The sequence below is a fragment of the Paractinoplanes durhamensis genome (assembly GCF_016862175.1).
GTDB lineage: Bacteria > Actinomycetota > Actinomycetes > Mycobacteriales > Micromonosporaceae > Actinoplanes > Actinoplanes durhamensis.
The window spans coordinates 28,992-49,907 of sequence record NZ_BOML01000013.1 but is presented as its reverse complement, the minus strand read 5'-3'; the positions used below and the strand labels follow the sequence as shown (position 1 = coordinate 49,907).

Annotated in this window: 14 protein-coding genes; 9 read left to right on the top strand and 5 right to left on the bottom strand. The window is 72.2% G+C overall.

The window, feature by feature from the left end:
* The first annotated feature begins 18 nt into the window (after nucleotides 1–18).
* The 3 genes from Adu01nite_RS06935 (at nucleotide 19) to Adu01nite_RS06925 (ending at nucleotide 2,871) form a co-directional block, all read left to right on the top strand.
* Nucleotides 19–1,368 (top strand): dihydrolipoyl dehydrogenase family protein, encoded by a 1,350-nt coding sequence (locus tag Adu01nite_RS06935; protein ID WP_203725695.1) that lies wholly within the window; start codon nucleotides 19–21, stop codon nucleotides 1,366–1,368.
* A gap of 80 nt (nucleotides 1,369–1,448) precedes the next feature.
* The gene (locus Adu01nite_RS06930; RefSeq protein ID WP_239132191.1) at nucleotides 1,449–1,931 is read left to right on the top strand and encodes a VOC family protein; all 483 of its coding nucleotides are present in this window, start codon (nucleotides 1,449–1,451) and stop codon (nucleotides 1,929–1,931) included.
* Nucleotides 1,932–2,133: 202 nt separating this feature from the next.
* Nucleotides 2,134–2,871: an SDR family NAD(P)-dependent oxidoreductase gene (locus tag Adu01nite_RS06925; protein ID WP_203725694.1), complete on the top strand. Its 738-nt coding sequence runs from the start codon at nucleotides 2,134–2,136 to the stop codon at nucleotides 2,869–2,871.
* A gap of 31 nt (nucleotides 2,872–2,902) precedes the next feature.
* Here Adu01nite_RS06925 and Adu01nite_RS06920 read toward each other — a convergent pair whose 3' ends face one another.
* Both Adu01nite_RS06920 and Adu01nite_RS06915 read right to left on the bottom strand, forming a co-directional pair.
* A complete protein-coding gene (locus Adu01nite_RS06920; RefSeq protein WP_203725693.1) occupies nucleotides 2,903–7,021 on the bottom strand; it encodes an MMPL family transporter in 4,119 nt (1,372 codons plus the stop codon).
* A gap of 22 nt (nucleotides 7,022–7,043) precedes the next feature.
* Nucleotides 7,044–7,853, bottom strand: a complete 810-nt coding sequence (locus Adu01nite_RS06915; protein ID WP_203725692.1) for a hypothetical protein — start codon at nucleotides 7,851–7,853, stop codon at nucleotides 7,044–7,046.
* A 372-nt stretch (nucleotides 7,854–8,225) separates the two neighbouring features.
* Between Adu01nite_RS06915 and Adu01nite_RS06910 the strand changes: the two genes are divergently transcribed.
* Both Adu01nite_RS06910 and yaaA read left to right on the top strand, forming a co-directional pair.
* Entirely contained in the window at nucleotides 8,226–8,831 is a 606-nt protein-coding gene (locus Adu01nite_RS06910) for an FKBP-type peptidyl-prolyl cis-trans isomerase (protein WP_203725691.1), read from the top strand.
* A gap of 26 nt (nucleotides 8,832–8,857) precedes the next feature.
* Nucleotides 8,858–9,652, top strand: a complete 795-nt coding sequence (yaaA, locus tag Adu01nite_RS06905) for a peroxide stress protein YaaA (RefSeq protein WP_203725690.1) — start codon at nucleotides 8,858–8,860, stop codon at nucleotides 9,650–9,652.
* On the opposite strand, the gene Adu01nite_RS06900 is transcribed toward yaaA, so the two are convergent.
* Nucleotides 9,639–11,300 (bottom strand): copper resistance CopC/CopD family protein, encoded by a 1,662-nt coding sequence (locus Adu01nite_RS06900; protein WP_239132190.1) that lies wholly within the window; start codon nucleotides 11,298–11,300, stop codon nucleotides 9,639–9,641. The genes yaaA and Adu01nite_RS06900 overlap by 14 nt on opposite strands.
* Before the next feature lie 143 nt (nucleotides 11,301–11,443).
* On the opposite strand from Adu01nite_RS06900, the gene pgm reads away from it, so the two are divergent.
* Both pgm and Adu01nite_RS06890 read left to right on the top strand, forming a co-directional pair.
* Nucleotides 11,444–13,087 carry a phosphoglucomutase (alpha-D-glucose-1,6-bisphosphate-dependent) gene (gene pgm / locus Adu01nite_RS06895; RefSeq protein ID WP_203725689.1) on the top strand — a complete coding sequence of 548 codons (1,644 nt, stop codon included), beginning with the start codon at nucleotides 11,444–11,446 and terminating at the stop codon, nucleotides 13,085–13,087.
* 75 nt (nucleotides 13,088–13,162) lie between these two features.
* Nucleotides 13,163–15,469, top strand: coding sequence for a putative bifunctional diguanylate cyclase/phosphodiesterase (locus tag Adu01nite_RS06890; RefSeq protein WP_203725688.1), 2,307 nt, complete (start codon nucleotides 13,163–13,165; stop codon nucleotides 15,467–15,469).
* Here Adu01nite_RS06890 and gnd read toward each other — a convergent pair.
* Entirely contained in the window at nucleotides 15,466–16,902 is a 1,437-nt protein-coding gene (gene gnd / locus Adu01nite_RS06885) for an NADP-dependent phosphogluconate dehydrogenase (RefSeq protein ID WP_203725687.1), read from the bottom strand. The two genes, Adu01nite_RS06890 and gnd, sit on opposite strands and share 4 nt — an antisense overlap.
* Nucleotides 16,903–17,113: 211 nt before the next feature.
* Between gnd and Adu01nite_RS06880 the strand changes: the two genes are divergently transcribed.
* Both Adu01nite_RS06880 and Adu01nite_RS06875 read left to right on the top strand, forming a co-directional pair.
* On the top strand, nucleotides 17,114–17,428 hold the full coding sequence (locus Adu01nite_RS06880; RefSeq protein ID WP_203725686.1) for a type II toxin-antitoxin system PemK/MazF family toxin: 315 nt from the start codon (nucleotides 17,114–17,116) through the stop codon (nucleotides 17,426–17,428).
* 134 nt (nucleotides 17,429–17,562) lie between these two features.
* A complete protein-coding gene (locus tag Adu01nite_RS06875; RefSeq protein ID WP_203725685.1) occupies nucleotides 17,563–19,356 on the top strand; it encodes a SpoIIE family protein phosphatase in 1,794 nt (597 codons plus the stop codon).
* On the opposite strand, the gene Adu01nite_RS06870 is transcribed toward Adu01nite_RS06875, so the two are convergent.
* A complete protein-coding gene (locus Adu01nite_RS06870; protein WP_203725684.1) occupies nucleotides 19,283–20,914 on the bottom strand; it encodes an alpha-amylase family glycosyl hydrolase in 1,632 nt (543 codons plus the stop codon). The two genes, Adu01nite_RS06875 and Adu01nite_RS06870, sit on opposite strands and share 74 nt — an antisense overlap.
* Between the last annotated feature and the right edge of the window lie 2 nt (nucleotides 20,915–20,916).

Below are 20,916 nucleotides of genomic sequence, written 5' to 3'. Positions count from 1 at the left end.
ACGCAGGATCATCAGGGTATGCAGACTTTTGATGTGGTGGTCGTCGGGGCCGGGCCGGGCGGCGAGGTGGCCGCCGGACGGCTGGCCGAGGCGGGGCTGTCGGTCGCGATCGTCGAGGCGGACAAGGTCGGCGGCGAGTGCTCCTACTACGCGTGCATTCCGTCGAAGTCGCTGCTGCGGCCGGGGGCGCTGCTGATCGAGGCGCGCCGGGTGCCGGGGGTTCGCGAGGCGATCACCGGGACGATCGACGTGCCGGCCGTGCTGGCGAAGCGGGACGACAACATCGGGCACCTCGACGACAGCGGCCAGGTGCCGTGGCTGACCGACCGGGGCGTGACGATCGTCCGCGGGTGGGGGCGGCTCGACGGGGACAAGCGGGTCGTCGTCGGCGACGAGGTCCTCGAGGCGCGGCGGGCGGTGATCCTGGCCGGCGGCACGATCGCCAACGTCCCGGACATCGACGGGCTGGCCGAGGCCGGGCCGTGGACCAACCGGGAGGCCACCACGGCCAAGGACATCCCGGCCTCGCTGATCGTGATCGGTGGTGGGGTGGTCGGCGCCGAGATGACCCAGGCGTACGCGTCGCTGGGTTGCCGGGTCACCCTGGTCGAGGGGGAGCACCGGCTGCTGTCGCGCGAGGAGGAGTTCGCCTGCGTGCAGGTCACCGAGTCGCTGGCCGGCCAGGGCGTGGACATCCGCACCGGGCAGACCGCGAAGAAGGTCCGGCGTGACGGCGACCAGGTCACCGTCACGCTCGCCGACGGCTCGACGGTCACCGCCGAGCAGGTGCTGGTGGCGGCCGGGCGTACGCCGCAGTCGGCGGAGCTCGGCCTGGACACCGACGGCTACATCACGGTCGACGACCGGATGCGGGTGCCCGGCCACGACGGGCTGTACGTGATCGGTGACCTCAACGGCCGCGCCCTGTTCACCCACATGGCGAAATACCAGGCCGCGATCGCCGCCACCGACATCCTCGGCGGCGACATGGTGGAGAAGCACCTCGCCGACGGCCCCGGCTCACCGCGGGTGATCTTCACCGAGCCGCAGGTGGCCGCGGTCGGCTACACCACCGCCGGCGCCGCGAAGGCGGGCGTGACGGTCCGGGTCGTCGACGTCGGCACCGAGGCCAACGCCGGTGGCGCGTTCACCGGCGGCGGCGCCGGCACCTGCCGGTTCCTGATCGACGAAGCCAAGGGCGTGCTGGTCGGGGCCACTTTCACCGGCTCCGAGGTGGCCGACTTCCTGCAGGCCGCCACCATCGCCATCGTCGGTGAGGTGCCGATCCGCCGGCTGCGGCACGCCATCCCGTCGTTCCCGACCCGCAGCGAGATCTGGCTGTACCTGTTCAACGAACTCGGCATCTGACCCAGGGACTGTCCCTGGTGCGACGAGGTGGCCCGGCGCGCGATGGTGCTAGCGACGCCAACGCGAGAAGAGGAACTGCCGTGGACTTCAAGCTCGAGGTCATCGTGATCCCGGTTTCCGACATCGACCGGGCCAAGGCCTTCTACCTGTCGCTCGGGTTCCGCCAGGACGCCGACTTCACCGGGGAGGGCGGGTTCCGGCTGGCCCAGCTGACCCCGCCCGGCTCGACCGCGTCCATCATCATCGGCGGTCCCGAGGTCACCGAGGCGGCGCCCGGCTCGGTGCGCGGCCTTCATCTGATCGTCGACGACATCGAGAAGGCCCGCGCCGAGCTGGTCACGGCCGGGGTCGACGCGAGCGAGATCTTCCACGACGCCGGCGGGGTCTTCCACCACGCCGGCACGAAGAACCGGGTGGCCGGTCTCGCGCCGGGCCGGGCCACCTACGGTTCGTTCGTGTCGTTCACCGACCCGGACGGCAACGAGTTCCTGCTCCAGGAGATCACCACCCGCCTGGCCGGCCGGGTCGAGGAGGTCGTCTACCGCAACGCCCGCGATCTCTAGCAGGCGTTGCGGGACGCGGCGGCCGCGCACGGCAAGCACGAGGAGGAGACCGGCAAGCCGGACCCGGAGTGGCCGGTCTGGTACGCCGACTACATGGCCAAGGACCGGCAGGCGTAGCCCGAGGTGCGTCCCCGGCTTCCGGCCGGGGACACAGCTTTTTGGGTACGACCGGAAGGCCGCGACCGGGCATAGGGTGACCGTCATGAGCCAGCGGATTCTGATCACCGGTGCCCGCCGCGGCATCGGGGCCGCGATCGCCGTCGGGCTGGCCCGGCCCGGCAATGTGCTGTTGCTGCACCACCTGGACGCGGCCGCGGAGACCGAGGGCGTCGCCGGCCTGTGCCGCGACCTGGGCGCTGACGCCGAGCTGCTCGACGCCGACCTGTCCGACCCGGCCGCGGTGACCCGCCTGGCCGACCTGGCCGGCCCGGTCGACGTGCTGATCAACAACGCGGCCCGGGCATCCAACGTGCCGTTCGGCGAGCTCCCGCTGGACGAGTGGGCCGCCACGTTCGCGGTCAACGTGACGGCACCGATGCTGCTGGCCCAGGCGCTGAGCGCCGGCATGGCCGAGCGAGGCTGGGGCCGCATCGTCAACGTGGTGTCGCCGACGGTCCGGATGGGCGGCCCGTCCGGCCCTTCCTACGTGGCCAGCAAGGCCGCCCTGATCGGCCTGACCCGCTCGCTGGCCCGCAGCCTCGGCCCGCTGGGCATCACGGTCAACGCGCTGTCCCCCGGCGCGATCCGCACCGAGGGCGAGGCCGAGCTGGCCGCCGGCCACGACGAGGAGGCCCACGCCCCGCTGGTCGCGACTCAGGCGATCCCGAGGTCCCTGCTCCCGGAGGACGTGGTCGCCACCGTCCGCCTGCTGGTCTCGGACGGCGCCGGCGCCCTGACCGGCCAGGTGATCGAGGTCGGCGGCGGCCTGATCTTCCGCTGAAACTCACCCCGCGCGACCGCCGCCGGGGTGGCTATTCGTCGTGGTCGGTGGTGTCCCGGGTGGAGGCGGTCTCGGCGCGCCTGGACATGTGGTCGGCCAGGGTTGCCGGGCGCTTTGCGGTGGCTGAGGGCTCGGGCGAGGGAGCGGCCGGGCCCTCGTTTCGCCTGGTGAAGCCGGGCTCGGCGGGTGGGCCGTCGAGCGGGCGGCGCATCCGCGGGATGCGGCCCTCGGTGTAGTCGCTCAAGTCGGCGGGACGGGACTCGCGCAGGTGGTCGGCGAGGTCGGCCGGGCGGCGGGGCACCGGCTCGGCAGCGGGGGGTCGCTGCGGTTCGCTCTCGGTCATGGGCTGCGGCTCCGGGGACGGGAGGATGGTCCGCTGGGAGTACGGCTGATCGCCGAGGGTAGCCGGGCGGCGAAGCGGTGCCTGCCATTCCGGGGTGGACGACGACCCTGTGTCGGCGGAACGGTTCGATGAGCGGCGCGCCGGCGGCTGGTCGGCGAGCGTGGCCGGACGGCCGGCGCCGATCCGGGGGGCGAGATCAACCGTCGGCCCGGCCTCGACGGAGGCCGACGGGGCGTACGCGTAATCCGGCGTGACCGGATCCGGCCCGAAGAGGGTCGCGGCCGCCCGAGCGTAGAACTCCTCGTCGAGTGGCGCATCCCCGCCCGCGCGGGGACCGGACGCCCCCGCATAGACCTCGTCACCAGGCTCCGGCGCCGACTCGTCGGCCCCGTCCGCCGCCTCGCCGGAAACCCACCGACCAGGAAGCGGCTCCTCGACGGAGACAGCTTCCTCAGCAGCGCGGGCGTCGGCGGAGGCTGCCTCCTCAGCGGGAACGGCCGCCGCGGTGACGGGCTCGGCGTAGCGGTAGTCGCGCGGGGCAGGGGTGGGGACGGTCGCCCGAGCTTGGATGAATGCTTCTGGCTCTTCCTCGGCCTCGGCCTCGACCGACGACGCGGTCGTGGCGACCGGCTCGGAAGCGGAGGGCGCGAGCGGCTCGAAGTCCGTTGCTGGGGTTGGCGCCGACGTGGTCGGCTCTGCCGGCTCCGATTCAGCCAGGGTGGCCGACTCGAATGTGGCCTCGGCGACGGGCTCGGATGCGGTTCCAGTTGAGGGCTCGAAGTCGTCTGAGGCGGTCGTCTCGGAGGCGGTTCCGCCGATCGGCCCAAGGTCCGCGGCAGCATCCGGGTCGAGGTCTGCGGCATCCGGCTCGAGGCCGGCCGGCGTGAGTGGCTCGACCTCGGTCGGGGCGATCGGCTCTGCGGCGGCCGAGGCGACGAGCTCGAACTCGGCCGGGTCGGCAGGTTCGAACGCGGAGCCGGTGACCGGCTCGGCAGGGACGTTGTTGTCCTGGTCGGGGCCTACCGGCGGCTCGGCTGCGGTCGACGCGAAGATGGGGGTTACTGGCTTGTCGTAGCGGTCGGGCTCGGCATGGGGGTCCACCGGCAGGGACATGCCGGGGATCACCGGGATCGAGCTGGCGGGGCGGTCCTTGTCGAACGGGTTGTCGAATCTTGTCAGGCCGGCCGGCAGGGCCAGGGGGCCGCTCGGTGGGGCGCCGGGGGAGCCGAAGAAGAACGAGTCCTCGGAGGAGGACGGGCGGGACGCGGGGGCGTCGTAGCGCGGGGCGGCCGGCAGGAAGCCGGACAGCTCGGCCAGGCGGGTTGCGGTCACCTCCGGGTCGAACTCGCGCAGGACCGGCACGTCGGGCTGGGTGAACAGGGAGATCGGGTCGACGATCTCGGCGTCCACCGGGTCCTCGTCGGCGACCACCCGTGCGTCGGGAGCGGCCGGCAGGCTCAGCACCTGCGTCTCCTCGAAGCGGGTGAAGACCTGGGTCTCGTCGTTGCTGCCGGCCGGCAGGGCGTGCTTCGTGTCGGCTGCCGGCAGGGCGCGGGTGGCGACGATCTCGCCGGAGACCTCGGGGTCGGCCCACGGGAAGTCGGGGGACGCGGCCGGCAGCGCGAACGGGCTCGGGCGGTAGGTCAGCACCTGGGTGTCGTCGGGCAGCGCGTGCCGTCCCGTGGTGGCGGCGGGGGCTTCCGTCTCGTACTCGGCAAGCCCTGCTTTTTCCTGTAGGCGGCGCAGCGGGCCGGGTGCCCACCAAGCGGCGTCGCCGAGCAGGCGCAGGACGGCCGGCACCAGCAGCATGCGGACGACGGTGGCGTCCAGGAGCAGCGCGATGATCATGCCGACGCCGACGAATCGCATGGTGGTGATCGAGGACATCGCGAACGCGCCGGTGACCACGATGAGCAGCAGCGCGGCCGCGCTGATCACCCGGCCGGTGCGGGCCAGGCCGGTGGTGACCGCCTCGTTCGTCGAGGCGCCACGGGTGCGGGCCTCGACCATCCGGGACAGCAGGAACACCTCGTAGTCGGTGGACAGGCCGAACACGACGGCGGCCATCAGCACCACGATGCCGATTTCGAGGGGCGCGGGGGAGACGTCCAGCCAGCCGGCGCCGTGGCCCTCCTGGAAGATCCAGACCAGCAGGCCGAAGGTGGCGCTGAGGCTGAGCGCGCTCATCAGCACCGCCTTGATCGGCAGCAGGATCGAGCCGAAGGCCAGGAACATCAGCAGCAGGGTGGCGCCGACCAGCATGCCGATCATCAGCGGCAGCCGGTCGGTGGTGGCGTCGAGGCTGTCCACGTTGCGTGCCGTGGTGCCGCCGACCAGCACCGTCGCGCCCTGCGGAACCGGGATGGCGCGGATCGCGTCGACCACGTCGCGGGCCTCGGCGCTGAACGCGTCGGAGGTCTTGAGGGTGGCGGTGAACAGGGCGACGCCGTTGGCCTTGCGGGGCACGCCGAGCTGCGCGATGCCGGGCACCTGGCGCAGCTCGACCGCGAAGCCGGCGGTGTCGTCGGCGTCGCGCAGCACGATCTGCACGCTGTCGCCGGTGAACTGCGGGTAGTCGGCCTTCAGCGTCTCGATCGCCGTCCGGGACGGGTCGCCGGCGGGCAGCTGGCGTTCGTCGTTCTCGCCGAAGTGCACGTGCCGGATCGGGGCGGCCAGGAGCAGCAGGAACGCCAGGATCGGGATGGCGACGAGCAGCGGGCGGCGCAGCACGAAACCGGCCAGCCTGGTCCAGCCGCTGCCGGGTTCGGCGGCGTTCCGGCGGCCGGGGAGGCGGACCGGGAGTTTGTCGACGCGCGGGCCGAGCACGGCCAGCAGCGCGGGCAGCAGGGTGAGCGAGAGGAACGCGGCCAGGAACACCGAGGCGAGGCCGCCGTAGGCGAGGGACTTCAGGAAGCCCTGCGGGAACAGCAGCAGGCCGGCCAGGGCGATCATCAGCAGGGTGGCGGAGAAGACCACGGTCCGGCCGGCGGTGCCGACGGTCCGGGCCACGGCTTCGGCGGGCGTACGTCCGTCGGCCTGTTCTTCTCTGAATCGGCCGACCATGAACAGGCCGTAGTCGATGGCCATGCCGAGGCCGAGCAGGCTGGCCACGTTGACGGCGAACGAGTTGACGTCGTGCACGCCGGCGATGGCGTGCAGGATGCCCAGCGAGCCGAGCACGGCGGCGCCGCCGACCAGCACCGGCAGCGACGCGGCGACCAGCGAGCCGAAGATGAGCACGAGCAGGATCAGGGTGATCGGCACGCTGATCGCCTCGGCCTTGCCGAGATCCTCGGTGGAGCGGGTGGAGGAGGTGTCGGCGAGGACGGTGGCCCCGGAGAGCTGTACCTTCGCGCCGGGCACGGCGAACTTGTCGCCGATCTCCCGGTAGGCGTCGAGCTTGTCGGCGTCACCGGTGCCGGCCAGCGTGATCAGCGCGACCGCGCTCGACTTGTCCGCGGCGGCGTACGTCGAGGACTTCGTCGACCAGTACGAACTGGACGCCGTCACCGCCGACTTGGGCAGCTGGGCGAGGGAGTCCTTGACCGCCTTGCCCAGCGCCGGGTCGTCGATCTTGCCCTGGGTGGGGGTGTAGATGATGACGAGGTCGCCGCCCTGCGCGCCGAACGCATCGGTTATCGCTTCCTGGGCGTGGGTGGATTCGCTGTTCGGGTCGGTGTAGCCGCCCTCGGTCAGCTGCGAAAAAATACCCAGCCCCCAGATGCCCGAGCTGATCACCGCGACGAGCGCGACGGTCAGCACCGGCCATCGGAAGCGGGCAACCCACGATCCCCAGCCCGCGAACACGAAATCCCCTTTTTTCGGTAAATCAGCGCAGGGTTGCCGCTTGAAGCGCAACCCCGCCGCAGCCGTCCCCAAACGCCTGCAGCGTCTTCCAACTGAAATTGATCCTGGTAGCCGCCGGTGCCCGGTAGGTGACCGTGTAAACCAGCGTGCGGAAGGTACCGTCCCGCTGCTGGACCGAGCGAGCGGCGGTCGCGGAACCGGCCGACAGCGAGGCCCGCAACTCTCCCTGCGCGTCGATCACGCCGACGTAGAGCCGCAGCACCCGGGTCGAGCTGGACGCGGGTGCGCTGATGGTGAAGGCGTTGCCGGCCCCGCAGGTGCGGATGCCGGTGGTGGTGCCGTCACTGTGGTCGACCGGGTCGCCGCCGGTCCACCGGAAGAACTGCGGGCTCAGGGCGTGCTTGAACCGGGGCGCGGTCGGCGTGCCCTCCAGGATGGCGAAGCCGCCGCCCTTGTCCCGTTCCAGGGAGAACGTGCCGTCCAGGCCCCAGTGCACCCAGTCGGTGCTGCCCTCGGCGGTCAGGTCCACGGTCGACGGCACCGAGGAGGCGGCGATCTGGATGCTGCCCTGGAACGGCGGTTTCGTCGTCGGCTTGGTGGTCGGCTTGGCCGAGGTGGGCGTCGGGGTCGGGCTGGACGACGGCGACGGTGACGGCGTGCCGATCGGGATCGGCCCCGGACTGCCGGAGGGCAGCGGGATGCCGCCGAGCGCGGCGGTGGGCGGCGGGTCGGGCAGCGGGTTGTCCCCGTCGTTGTTGATGACGCGGCTCGCGACGAAGCCGAAACCGACCACCACGATGACGCCGGCCAGGATCACCGAGGCCGAGGACATGATCTCGTTCCACCCGTGCCGATCACGGGCGGGGCCCTGCGGTGTCTCGGCGGCACGGCGGAATCCGATGAAGGCGGTCCGGCGGCGCGGGCCGCGACGGCGCGCGGGTTCGCGACCAAAACCGGTCGACGGCAATCGACCCTCCCCTGGTCGTTCGCACGGCCCCGCCCGGCCGTGAAAGCGTTCTCACATCTTGAACCGGTAAACGATCTCATTTCGATCAGTGACGGTGAAGAACGATTTGAGTGACGGTCCGGACGGACGATCACCCGCATCGGCGGTTCGGTGGAGGTTTGGTGAGGGGCCGGTCACCCCGGCGGGTACCGTGTCGGAAGTTTCCGCCCGAGCCCGTTACAGGAGAGTCGACAACTTATGAGCACCCAGACCGAGTCGGCGAAGCGTCGCGGGCAGGCTTTCGCCGGCGCACTCGCGGGGGTAGCGATCGTCGTCGTGCTGACGGTGGTCTTCTTCGTCGTCAAGAACAACGACTCCGACAAGACTCCGGTGGCGTCGACCCAGCCTGCCGCATCGCAGCCGGCCGCCGCGCAGCCGACCGATGCCGCGCCGAGCGAGCCGGCCGCGCCCACCGCGCAGGCCCAGCCGTCGGCCGCCGCCGTGAACACCCCGGCCGCGCTGAGCAAGGAGCCCGAGGTCAAGGCGGGCGGCACCACCAAGCTGACCAAGCTGGTCAAGACCACCCTGGTGGCGGGCACCGGCCCGGCGGTCCAGAAGGGCCAGACGGTCACCGCGAACTACAAGCTGGTGAAGTACGCGACCGGCGAGGTCATGGACTCCTCCTGGTCGCGCGGCACGCCGTTCTCCACCCAGATCGGCGTCGGCGCCGTGATCCAGGGCTGGGACGAGGGCATCGTCGGCCTCAAGGTCGGCAGCCGCACCCAGCTCGACGTGCCCGAGGCGCTGGCCTACCCCGGCCAGGGTGACCTGCGCTTCGTCGTGGACGTCCTCGCCGCTCAGTAAGCGGTAAGGGCTTGTAATCTCGCCGGGTGCTGATCCTGCTCCCGCCGTCCGAAGGCAAGACACCCGCCGTCGCCGGTTCCCCGGTCGACCACGACCAGCTCTGGCTGCCCGCGCTGGCCGGGGCCCGGCGGCGGGTGCTGACCCGGCTGGTGGCGATGTGCCGGCGCGGCAGCGCCCGGTCGGTGGCCGACTCGCTACGGGTGCTCGGGCTCAGCGAGGGGCAGAAGGACGAGATCTTCCGGAACGCCGGGCTGGCCGACGCGCCGGCGGCGCCGGCGGTCGAGGTCTACACCGGGGTGCTGTACGAAGCGTTGGAGGCGGCCACCCTGCCCCCGGCCGCCCCGCAGTGGCTCAACGAGTCCGCGCTGGTGTTCTCGGGGCTGTGGGGCGCGGTGCGGCTCGGTGACCGGATCCCGGCCTACCGGTGCTCGGTCGGCGTCACCCTGCCGGCCGTGGGCGGGCTCACCGCGTACTGGAAGAAGCACCTCAAGCCCGCGCTCGACCCGGCGGCGGCGGACGGCCCGGTCCTGGATCTCCGCTCCGGCGCCTACGGCGCCATGTGGTCGCCGACCGGCCAGGCGGCGACCGTGCGCGTGCTGCACGAACGTCTGGTCGGCGGGGTGCCGAAGCGGGCCGTCGTCAGCCATTTCAACAAGGCCACCAAGGGCCGCATCGTGCGCGCGCTGGCCACCGCGGGGGCCGAGCCGGCGTCGATCGATGACGTGGTGGCTACGCTGCGTGATCTCAAGTACACGATCGAGGAGTCACCGGTGGCGGCCGGCAAGCCGCGTCAGCTGGACGTGGTGGTCAGCGAGCTGTAGGCGCGGAATTGGCCGGTACCGAGACCGTGGTCTTGACGGTGGCCTGGTTCAGCTCGCCGATCCGGACGGTGAACTTGATCTCGTACTCGCCGGGGAAGGGGAACGTGATCGCGCCGGCCGCGTGGTGCCGGGGCTGCAACGGGAGCAGCGGCTGGGTGACCGGTTCGAGGTCCCTGCCGAGCAGCTGCGACGTCACGGTCCATTCGTCGGCGGGCAGCGGCGCCCCGGCCGGGGTGTAGACGAACGCGTGGATCGTGTTGTTGTCGCCGATCTGTCCCGGGAAGATGTTGAACTGCAGCGTGTAGAGCGGGCAGGTCAGCGTCTGCGAGATGCCGTCCTCGCGGACCGCGCCCTCGTCGACGGTGGCGCTGCGACCCGGATTGACCTGCACGAGCACGGCGCTCAGCCCGAGGATGACGGCGGTGGCGACGACCTCGATGCCGACCGCGCGGCGCATCCGGCCGGCCCCGGCCGCGGGCACCTGACGGCGGTTGACCAGCCGCCGGGCGTACCAGGCGGCGGCGAGGGTGGCGGCGAGGATGGCGACCTTGGCCAGCAGCAGGCGGCCGTAGTCGGTCTCCCACAGCGCCCGGACCGTGCCGACCTGCACGACCGCCTGGACGACCCCGCCGGCGACCAGCCAGACCACCGCGAGCGCGGCCCAGCGGGACCAGACCGGCAGCACCACACCGAGCACCCGCGGGTCGGTGCGGCGCAGCAGGAAGACGGTGAGGGTGATCAGGCCGCCGAGCCAGACGGCCATCGCGGCGATGTGCACGACGTCGGCGGCGACGATCGCGGCGGCCAGGGGAGAGGCGGCGGCGTGGCCGGTGAGCGGCCAGGTGACCAGCCCGCCGAGGGCGACGGCGAGCAGCGCCAGGCCGCGAGTTCGGGAGGAGTGGCCGCGCAGCACGGCCGGCAACAGAGCGGCGGCAACGGCGAGGGCGGCGAGGCGGGCGAGCAGGGTCAGGCCGTACGCGCTGGTCAGCACCTGGCCCAGCTCGGCCGGCCGAACGTCCCACAGGGCCGCGCCGCTGCTGGCCGGGGCCTGCGTCCAGAGCGAACCCAGGGTGGCAGCGGCGATCAGGCCCAGCCCGGCGTGAACGGTGCGGGTCGCCCCCGTCCGGGAGCGGCGACGAGGCCACAACAGGGCCAGGAACAGTGCTGGTCCGGCGGCGAGCGTCAGGCCCGCGTACCCAAGGAAGCGCGTGACCGGCGTCGCCAGGGTGACCGATCGGTGGGTGCCGGCCTCGGCGGCCTCCGGCGGTGTTGCGGAGGGCGCGCCGACCGAGAAGGTGATAGCGCCGCCGACCGGATGGCTGTCGGCGGAGATGACCCGGTAGCTGACCAGGTACGTGCCGAGTGGCTGGCCGGCCCGGCGGACCGGGATCCGCAGGACCGCCCCGGACGCGGTCGGGGTGCCGGAGATGCGTTTGCCGTCCGGGTCGAGCACCTGCACCCGGCCGTCGACCGGGGTGACCGCCTCGCTGAAGGTCACCACGATCTCGGTGGGGGAGGCGCCGATGATGCTGCCCGGCGCCGGCGTCGAACCGATCAGCGCGGCGTGCGCGCTGGCCGGGCTCGCGGGCAGGACCAGGGCTCCCAGAGCGATCAGCACGGCCGCCAGCAGACGCACGGCTCTGCTCACATCGCCCCTCTCGTCACGCCAGGTAGTTCGGATACCGGAAAGGAAAGGTTCAACCCGTGGACCGGCGCTTACGTCGCCGTCGCCGCGGGCACCCGGTATCGATAGGCTCGCAGGAGGTTACCTGCACCGAAGGAGGCCCCTCCATGTCCGTTGATCCCCGCGCCGGTAAGCCCGCCGAACCCCGGGACCTCATCGACGTGCCGAGGGTGGTCTCCCGGTATTACACCGAGCATCCCGACCCGGCCGTGGTCGGTGAGCGGGTCGCGTTCGGCACGTCCGGGCACCGCGGTTCGTCGGTGAAGACCGCGTTCAACGAGGACCACATCGCCGCCACCAGCCAGGCGATCGTCGAGTACCGCAAGGCGCAGGGCACCGACGGGCCGCTGTTCCTGGGCCGTGACACGCACGCGCTCAGCGAACCCGCGATGATCACCGCGCTCGAGGTGTTCGCGGCCAACGACGTGACCACGCTGATCGACAGCCGGGACGGCTACACGCCGACCCCGGCGGTGTCCCGGGCGATCCTCGCGCACAACAAGGACCGCACCGGCGGGCTCGCCGACGGCGTGGTGGTCACCCCCTCGCACAACCCGCCCGCCGACGGCGGTTTCAAGTACAACCCGCCGAACGGCGGCCCGGCCGACACCGACGCGACCCGCTGGATCCAGGACCGGGCGAACGCGATCATCGCGGCCGGGCTCAAGGAGGTCCGCCGGGTGCCGGCCACCCGCGCCCGCAACTCGGCCCAGGTCACCGGCTACGACTTCCTCGACGGGTACGTGTCCGACCTGCCCGGCGTGATCGACCTGGACGCGATCCGCTCGTCTGCCGTCAAGATCGGCGCCGACCCGCTCGGCGGGGCCAGCGTCGCCTACTGGGGCGCGATCGGCGAGCGCTACGGCCTCGACCTGACCGTGGTGAACCCGAACGTCGACCCGACCTTCGGCTTCATGACGCTCGACTGGGACGGCAAGATCCGGATGGACTGCTCCTCGCCGTACGCGATGGCCTCGCTGATCGCCCAGAAGGACAAGTATCAGCTGGCCACCGGCAACGACGCGGACGCCGACCGGCACGGCATCGTCACCCCCGACGCCGGCCTGATGAACCCCAACCACTACCTGGCCGTGGCCATCTCCTACCTGTTCGCCAACCGCCCGGGCTGGCCCGGCGGTGCCGCGATCGGCAAGACCCTGGTCTCCTCCTCGATGATCGACCGGGTCGCCGGTGACCTCGGCCGGCACCTCGACGAGGTGCCGGTGGGGTTCAAGTGGTTCGTGCCCGGCCTGCTGTCGGGTGAGGTCGGCTTCGGCGGTGAGGAGAGCGCGGGCGCGTCGTTCCTGCGCCGCGACGGCTCGGTGTGGAGCACCGACAAGGACGGCCTCATCCTCGACCTGCTCGCCTCCGAGATCATCGCGCGGACCGGGCGGACCCCGAGCGAGCACTACCGCGACCTGGTCGCCAAGTTCGGCGAGCCGGCGTACGCGCGGATCGACGCCCCCGCCACCCGCGAGGAGAAGGCCATCCTGGCCGCGCTGTCGCCGGCCCAGGTCAGCGCGAAGGAGCTGGCCGGCGAGCCGATCACCGGGGTGCTCACCACCGCCCCCGGCAACGGCGCCGCGATCGGCGGCCTCAAGGTGGTGACGGCGAGCGGCTGGTTCGCGGCCCGGCCGTCCGGCACCGAGGACGTCTACAAGATCTACGCCGAGTCGTTCCAGGGCCCCGAGCACCTGGCCCGCATCCAGGAGGAGGCGCGCGGAGTGGTCTCCGCCGCACTGCGCGGCTGATCCTCTCAGCTCTTCCTGCTCCCGGCCGACAGGTATGCCGCAACGGACATACTGACTCGGGAGCCAGGGGAGCTCATGACACGACCCGTGGTGACCGCTGGCCGGTCCCGCGCGGCAGCCGGGCTGACCCCGCTGCTGATCGCGGGCGCGGTCACGGCTGCGGTGTGCCTGTGGCTGCTGGTGCAGACCGGTGACGGTGTGCTGATCGGCTACCTGGGCGGGCCGATCGCGCTGGTCGGCGCCGTCTACGGCTGCTGGCGGATCGGCTCCAGCATCGTCGTCTCCCGGCCGGTGCGCTCCTTCTGGCGGCAGCTGTCGCACGCGTCGGTGCTGCTGCTCATCGGCTCCTGCGTCTCGCTGTCGCTGTCCAACAACAACGCCGGCCTGTCCCTGGTCGCGGCCGCACCCAACGTGCTCGGCATCGTCTGGGTGGTGGCCGCCATGGCCCGCCTGCCGCTCGGCGAGAACAGCCTGCTCGGCTGGTCGCGGACCCTGCTCGACCTCACCACCGTCGCGGTCGCCGGCACCCTGATCTTCTGGTACGTCGTGCTCAGCTACGCCCCGCCCGGCGTCGACCTGGAGTCCCGGGCGGCGGCCGGCACCGTCGGCGTGCTCGGCCTGGTCGCCCTGGCGATCATCGGCAAGGCGTCGGTGATGCCGAACGCCCCGATCGACGCCCTCGCGCTGCGACTGCTGGCCGGCGCCCCGATCGTCGGGGCCACCATCGCGGTGGTGCTGATCGCCGGCTCGGACGGCCCCCGCCTGGCGATGTCGGTGCTCACCGGCCCGCTGGTCGCCCTGTCGTTCGCCGCGGCCGCCTGGCGCCAGCGGCACGTGCTGGCGCACCCGTCGGCCGACGTGGCCCGGCGGCACCGCTCGATGTGGGACCTGCTGCCGATGCTCGGCGTGGTCACCACGGCCGCGCTGGTGATCAGCGTGTCGTCGCGGGAGATGAGCGGCCGCGAGCGGGCGGTGATCGTCGGCGCGGCGCTGATCGTGGTCTGCGTGGTCGCCCGCCAGCTGCTGGGCCTGCGCGAGAACAAGCGGCTGCTGGTCGGCATCCGGACCCAGCAGGTCGAGCTGGAACGGCTCGCGATGACCGACCCGCTGACCGGGCTGGCCAACCGCACCCGCTTCGGCGCCGCCCTCGAGGAGCGCCTCGCCGGGCACCGCGCGGCCACCGTCCTGCTGATCGACATCGACGACTTCAAGGTCATCAACGACACGATGGGCCCGGCCCTGGGCGACCAGCTGCTCTACCAGGTCGCTCAGCGCCTGCGGAACAACAGCGTGGTCACGGAGCTGCCCGCCCGCCTCGGTGGGGACGAGTTCGCCGTGCTGCTCGACGCCGACGAGATCGACGTCGCCGAGGACGCGGCCGCCCGCATCCAGCGGGCCCTGTCCGAGCCGTTCCGGGTCGGCGAGGAGCGGCTGCTCGCGCACGCCAGCATCGGCGTCGCGGTGGCCGGGGCCGGCGACAGCGCCGACGAGGTGCTGCGCAACGCCGACATCGCCATGTACGCGGCCAAGGAGGGCGGCAAGGCCGCCTGGGTGCGGTTCGAGCCGCGGATGCGCCAAGAGGTGGTCAACCACGCCCGGCTCGGCAGCGAGCTGCACAACGCGATCATCCGCAACGAGCTGTTCCTGCTCTACCAACCGGTCTTCGACATCGCCACCGGCCGGCTGCACGGCGCCGAGGCCCTGGTGCGCTGGAAGCACCCGGCCCGCGGGTTCGTGTCGCCGGGCGACTTCATCCCGGTCGCCGAGCGCTCCGGGCTGATCGTGCCGCTGGGCGCCTGGGTGCTGCGCGAGGCGTGCCGGCAGCTGGCCGCGTGGAAGGCCGAGTACGGCCCGGGCGCGATCAAGGCGATCAACGTGAACGTCGCGGTCCGCCAGCTGCGCGAGTCCGGCTTCGTCGACGAGGTCGCGGCGGTGCTCGCCGAGTACGGCCTGCTCCCCGGCAACCTGGTCATCGAGATCACCGAGTCGTCGGTGGCCGACGGCCGGCAGGTCCGCGAGACGCTGAACGCGCTGCACGAGATGGGCGTCCGGCTGGCCCTCGACGACTTCGGCACCGGGCAGTCGTCGCTGAGCCTGCTGCGGGCGTTCCCGGTGGACGTCCTCAAGCTGGACAAGTCGTTCGTCGACGGCATCGCCGACGGCGAGGACCGCGGCCGCCTCGCGGTGGCGGCGGCGGTGGCCCAGCTGGCCGAATACCTTGGCCTGTCGGCGGTGGCCGAGGGCATCGAGAGCGAGGCCCAGCTGGACCGCCTGCGCGACATGGGCTACCGCCTCGGGCAGGGTTTCTTCATGGCGAAGCCGCTGCCCGCGAACGAGGCCGGCGCCCTGATGGCCGCCGACCCCGTCTCGGTGATCAACTAGGCGTCGACCTCGGGCCGGCCCTCGGCCGCCCACAGGGTGTGGAACGAGCCCGGCTTGTCGATGCGGTGGTACGTGTGCGCGCCGAAGAAGTCGCGCTGGCCCTGGATCAGGGCGGCCGGCAGGCGCTTGGCCCGCAGGCCGTCGTAGTAGGCCAGCGCCGACGCGAAGCCCGGCGCCGGGATGCCCTGCTGCGCCGCCGTCGCCACGACCCGCCGCCAGGCGTCCTGCGCGCCGCTCACGGCGTCCAGGAAGTACTCGTCGACCAGCAGCGTCGCGAGCTCCGGCTGCTTGTCGTACGCCTGCTTGATGAAGTCGAGGAACTTGGCCCGGATGATGCAGCCGGCCCGCCAGATCTTCGCCATCGCGCCCGGGTCGATCGCCCAGCCGTACTCCTTGCTGGCCGCCTGGATCTGCTGGAAGCCCTGCGCGTACGCCACGATCTTCGACGCGAACAGCGCCTGCTCGACATCCGCCTGCAGGTCACCGGCGTGCTTGTTCTCCGGGGAGGGCCCCGGCAGCGCGGCGTCGGCGGCGGCCTTGCGGACGTCCGCGCCACCGGACAGGGCGCGGGCGAACACCGACTCGGCGATGCCGCTGACCGGCACGCCCAGGTCGAGGGCGGCCTGCACGGTCCAGCGGCCGGTGCCCTTCTGCTCGGCCTGGTCGAGGACGATGTCCACGAACGGCTTGCCGGTCGACGCGTCGACCTGCTTGAGCACCTCGGCGGTGATCTCGATCAGGTAGGAGCCCAGCCGGCCCTCGTTCCAGCCCTGGAAGATCCCGGCGATCTCGGCCGGCGACGAGCCGCCCACCTGGCGGAGCAGGTCGTACGCCTCGGCGATGAGCTGCATGTCGGCGTACTCGATGCCGTTGTGCACCATCTTCACGAAGTGACCGGCACCGTCCGGGCCCACGTGCACGCAGCACGGCTCCCCGTCGACCTTCGCCGCGATGTCCTCCAGCAGCGGGCCCAGCGCGTCGTACGACTCCTTGGGGCCGCCCGGCATGATGCTCGGCCCGTGCAGCGCGCCCTCCTCGCCACCCGAGACGCCGGCGCCCACGAAGTGCAGGCCCTTCTCCTTGAGCGCCGCCTCGCGCCGCCGGGTGTCCAGGTAGTGCGCGTTGCCCGCGTCGATCAGCATGTCGCCCGGCTCCAGCAGCGGAGCGAACTCGTCGATCACCGCGTCGGTCGGCCCACCGGCCTTCACCATGATCACCACGCGGCGGGGGCGTTCCAGGCTGGCCACGAAGTCCGCGGCGCTCTCCGAGGGGATGAACTTCCCCTCGTGGCCGAACTCCTCCACCAGCTCCTTGGTGCGGCCGTACGAGCGGTTGTGCAGGGCCACGGTGTGGCCGTGCCGGGCGAAGTTACGCGCCAGGTTCCGTCCCATCACCGCCAGACCGGTGACCCCGATCTGTGCCTTCTCCGACATCATTGACGTCCTTCCCTAGCGGCCTTCAACGCACTCATTGTTACCTACGGGGGGAGGGGGATCTTGGTTCGATCCCCAGGGAGCGGAAACGGCTTTCCGGCGCGCCGCAGCCTGCGCGACACCTAAGATCCGGGCGGCGGTACCCTCATCGGCATGCCTTCGCGTGCCGCTGCCCGCATGCCCGCCCGCATGCCCGCTCGGATGCGCTGAGATGCGGCGGGGCGAGATCTGGACCATCGGCAACCGCACCGACCTGCGCTACCGGGTCCTCGTGCTGTCCGGCGACAGCTACAACGAACGGAAGAACGCGTCGCCGTTCTGCGCGCCGATCGTGCGCCAGCGCGGCTCCACCGAGCTCCCGCCGTACGCGGTGGCCCTCTCCGAGCAGGATCCGATCACCGGCGTGGTCGTGGTCAACCGGATGCGGCGGCTCCCGGCCGAGATCGGTGCGGAGCGCATCGGCATGGTCACCGGCGCCAGCATGGTCCGCCTGACCGAGGCGATCCGCGAGCTTTTCGAGATCTGAGCCCCTTTCGGGTGATGTGCAGCGAGTAGCACCGCAGGTCCGACAGAGCCCGGATGAACGGCCGATGACGATCGACCGTTCGCTGACGTACCAATGAGGCCGGTAGCCGGAACGGGACGTCGGGGAGGTGCGGGGTGAGTCACGCCGTGAGCACGCTGAGCACTTCCGAGGCCGATCGTGTCCTCATCGAACGCGCGGTCGGACTGCTCGCCGGCCGGTCCCGCTGCCGCCTTTCCGAGGCCCACGGCCACCTGCTGCGGATGGCCGCTGACCAGCACCGCGGCATGGCCGAGGTGGCCGCCGGAGTGATCCGGGTCCTCGATGTCGCGTCGGCCGTGGCGGAGTCGCCGGCCGCCGTCCCGCAGATGGTCGCGGCCGCCCTGACCGCCCCGGTCCCGGCCCGCCCGGCGCCGGTCCGCCGGTTCACCCCCTGGGTGTCCCTCGTGCAGCGGGTGCTCGACCGCACCCCCGGAATGTGTGGCTACCTGACCGCGGAGCGTGACTCCGCGGGCCGGATCGTCGACCTGATCTGGCAGGCGGCCAGCCCCGGCGCGGCCACACCGGACGGTCGCCGCGGCCGGCAGCTGATCGGCGAGCGGGCCAGCGGCCAGTTCCCGGCGGGCTGGGACGTCTATCAGGACGTCCTGGAGTCCGGCTGCCCCGCCGCGGTCGGCCCGTTCCGCTACGGCGGCGGCCACTACACCGTCCGGGCCCACCGGCTCGGCCACGGGCTGCTGCTGAGCTGGTCCAAACTCGACGAGATCGACCAGTTCGCCAACCTCGGCTGGGGCGAGTGGGACCTGGTCACCGGCGATGTGTTCTGGTCGGAAAACATGTACCGGATCTACGACCGCGACCCGCGGCTCGGCCCGCTGACCGCGGCCGAGACCGACGCGCTGATCGAGCCGGGCGACGCCACCATGATCCGGGCCGCCCTCGACGCCTACGACCACGCGTCCCAGGTGGACGTCACGGTCCGGGTGGCCACCGGCGGCCGGGCCAAGCAGCTGCGCACGGTCGCCGACGCGGTCCGCGACGCGGCCGGCCGCCCGCTGCGGGTCTACGCGATCGTGCAGGACGTCACCGACCGGGAAAATGACACCCGCCGCCTCGCCGAGGTCGAGCAGCAGCTGGCCGACGAGCACGACCTGGCCGGCCGCCTGCAGCGGATCATCCTGCCGATCCCGGAGCAGCCGATCGAGCTGCCCGGCCTGAAGGTGGCGCTGCGCTACCTGCCGGCCGGCCAGGAGAGCTTCGTCGGCGGGGATTGGTATCAAGCGACCCGCCTGCGCGACGGCTCGGTGCTCCTGGCCGTCGGTGACGTCGCCGGGCACGGCACCCCGGCCGCCACCACCATGGCCCAGCTGCGGCACGCCCTGCGCGCCCTGGCGGTCACCACCGGCGACCCGGGCATCCTCCTCGGCCACCTCAACCGGCTGACCTGCGAGCTGGAGCGGGAGAACCCGGAGCTGTCCGCGACCGCGGTGGTCTGCCGTTTCGACCCGACCGCCGGCGAGATCACCTGGGCGCAGGCCGGCCACCCGCCGCCGCTGCTGAGCCGGGGCGGCCGCACCGTGCCCCTCGAACGCCCGCCGGGCCCGATCCTGGGCGTCGTCGACGACGCCGTCTACCCGACCCAGCGGCTCCCGTTCCGGATCGGCGACCTGCTGCTGCTCTACACCGACGGCCTGGTCGAGCACCGGCACCGCGGCCCCGACGACGGCCTGGCGCACGTGATCCGCACGGTCGACGACGCGGTGCACGCCTCCCCGCAGCAGCCCCTCGCGCAGCTCCTGGCGCGCCTGCAGCAGGCCAACCCGGACGACGACACGTGCATCCTGGCCGCCCGCCCGGTCACCGGCGAGACCCGGGACCTCCGTCATCACCTGCGAGCGTCAGGATCCCGTAGGCAAACCCTGCCACGCTGAGCCCGTCGGCGGTCCGCTCGATCCCGTCGGCGAACAGCGGCGTGGCCGGGGGCGCCACCAGCGTCGCCGGCTCCCGGCGGGGGTTCACCACCACCAGGTGGGTGCCGCCCCGGACGTACGCGAAGGGGTAGCCCTCGCTGATCACCTCGATCGACGCCCGGGTCCGCAGCGCCGGGTTGGCGTGCCGCAGGGCGATCAGCTCGCGGACGAAGTGCAGCGTCGACGCCGGGTCGGCCTCCTGCGCCGCCACATTCGGCCGCTGCGGGTCCGGATCGACCGGAAGGTACAACCTGTCGGCCCCGGCCGTGGAGAAGCCCGCGTTGGGCCCGTCATCCCACTGCATCGGGGTGCGGCAGCCGGCCCGGTTGTAGCCCGGATTGCAGATCGCCCCCTCCACGTCCGGCATGTCCGGCAGGTAGCGCATGCCGATCTCGTCGCCGTAGTACAGGCACGGCACGCTGCCCCAGGTGAACAGGAAGACCAGGGCCGCCCGCAGTTGCTCCTCGGTGCGCCCGCCGACCCGCAGCCGGTCGAAGTCGTGGTCGGCGGTGGCGAGCACGATCGGCCGCGCCGGATCGGCCGCCCGGGCCGCCGCCCAGGCGTCCAGGAACGGCCGGGTGCTGCCCAGCCCGGCGGCGTCGAAGAACGGCTCCCGCGGCGCCTGGAACGGCAGCAGGCCCGCCGCGTGGTTGTCGAACAGGCTCGCGTGCGCATCCTTGATCACCAGGAAGAAATCGGCGTCGAACGCGAACGGCTTGCCGGTCCGCGGTTCATTGCCCTCCGGGATCAGAACCGCTTCCGGGTACGCCTCATCCAGCCATCCCCGGATCTCGCGCCAGATCGCCGCCGTCTCGGCCAGGCCCTCGTCCCACAGTTCGTCCTTGACGAGCGAGAACGCCATGTCCACCCGGAACCCGGCCACGCCCTTGGCCAGCCAGAACCCGATGATGTCCTGCAGCGCCTGCACGTTTTTGCGCGGCCCGGGCGCGTCGACCGCGTCCCGCCACGGCTCCGGCGTGCTCCCGGCCCGGGCGACCCAGCCGAAGTTGAGCGCGGGCTGCTCGTCGTAGAAGTTCTTCAGGTAATACCCCGGGCGCGGCCCCGGCGACGGCACCCAGGCCGGCGTGCCTGGCATCGCCCGGCCCCAGCCGCTCGCCGGCAGCTCTTCGCACCAGATGTAGCGGTCGCCGTCCGGGTCCGGCCCGTCCGCGGCGACCTCCGTGCGGAACCACTCATGCTCGATCGACGTGTGGCCCGCGACCAGGTCGAGCATGATCCGGATGCCGCGCCGCCCGGCCTTGGTGACGAGCTCCACCATGTCGTCGTTGCTGCCGTAACGCGGCGCGATCGCCAGGTAGTCGGACACGTCGTAGCCGGCGTCGACGAACGGCGACGCGAAGCACGGGTTGAACCAGATCACCGTCACCCCGAGCGAGGCGATGTGGTCGAGCCGGTCGATCACCCCGCGCAGGTCGCCGACCCCGTCGCCGTCGGAGTCGGCGAACGACTGCGGGTAGATCTCGTAGAGCACCGCATCGGCAAACCAGTCACCAGCCATGC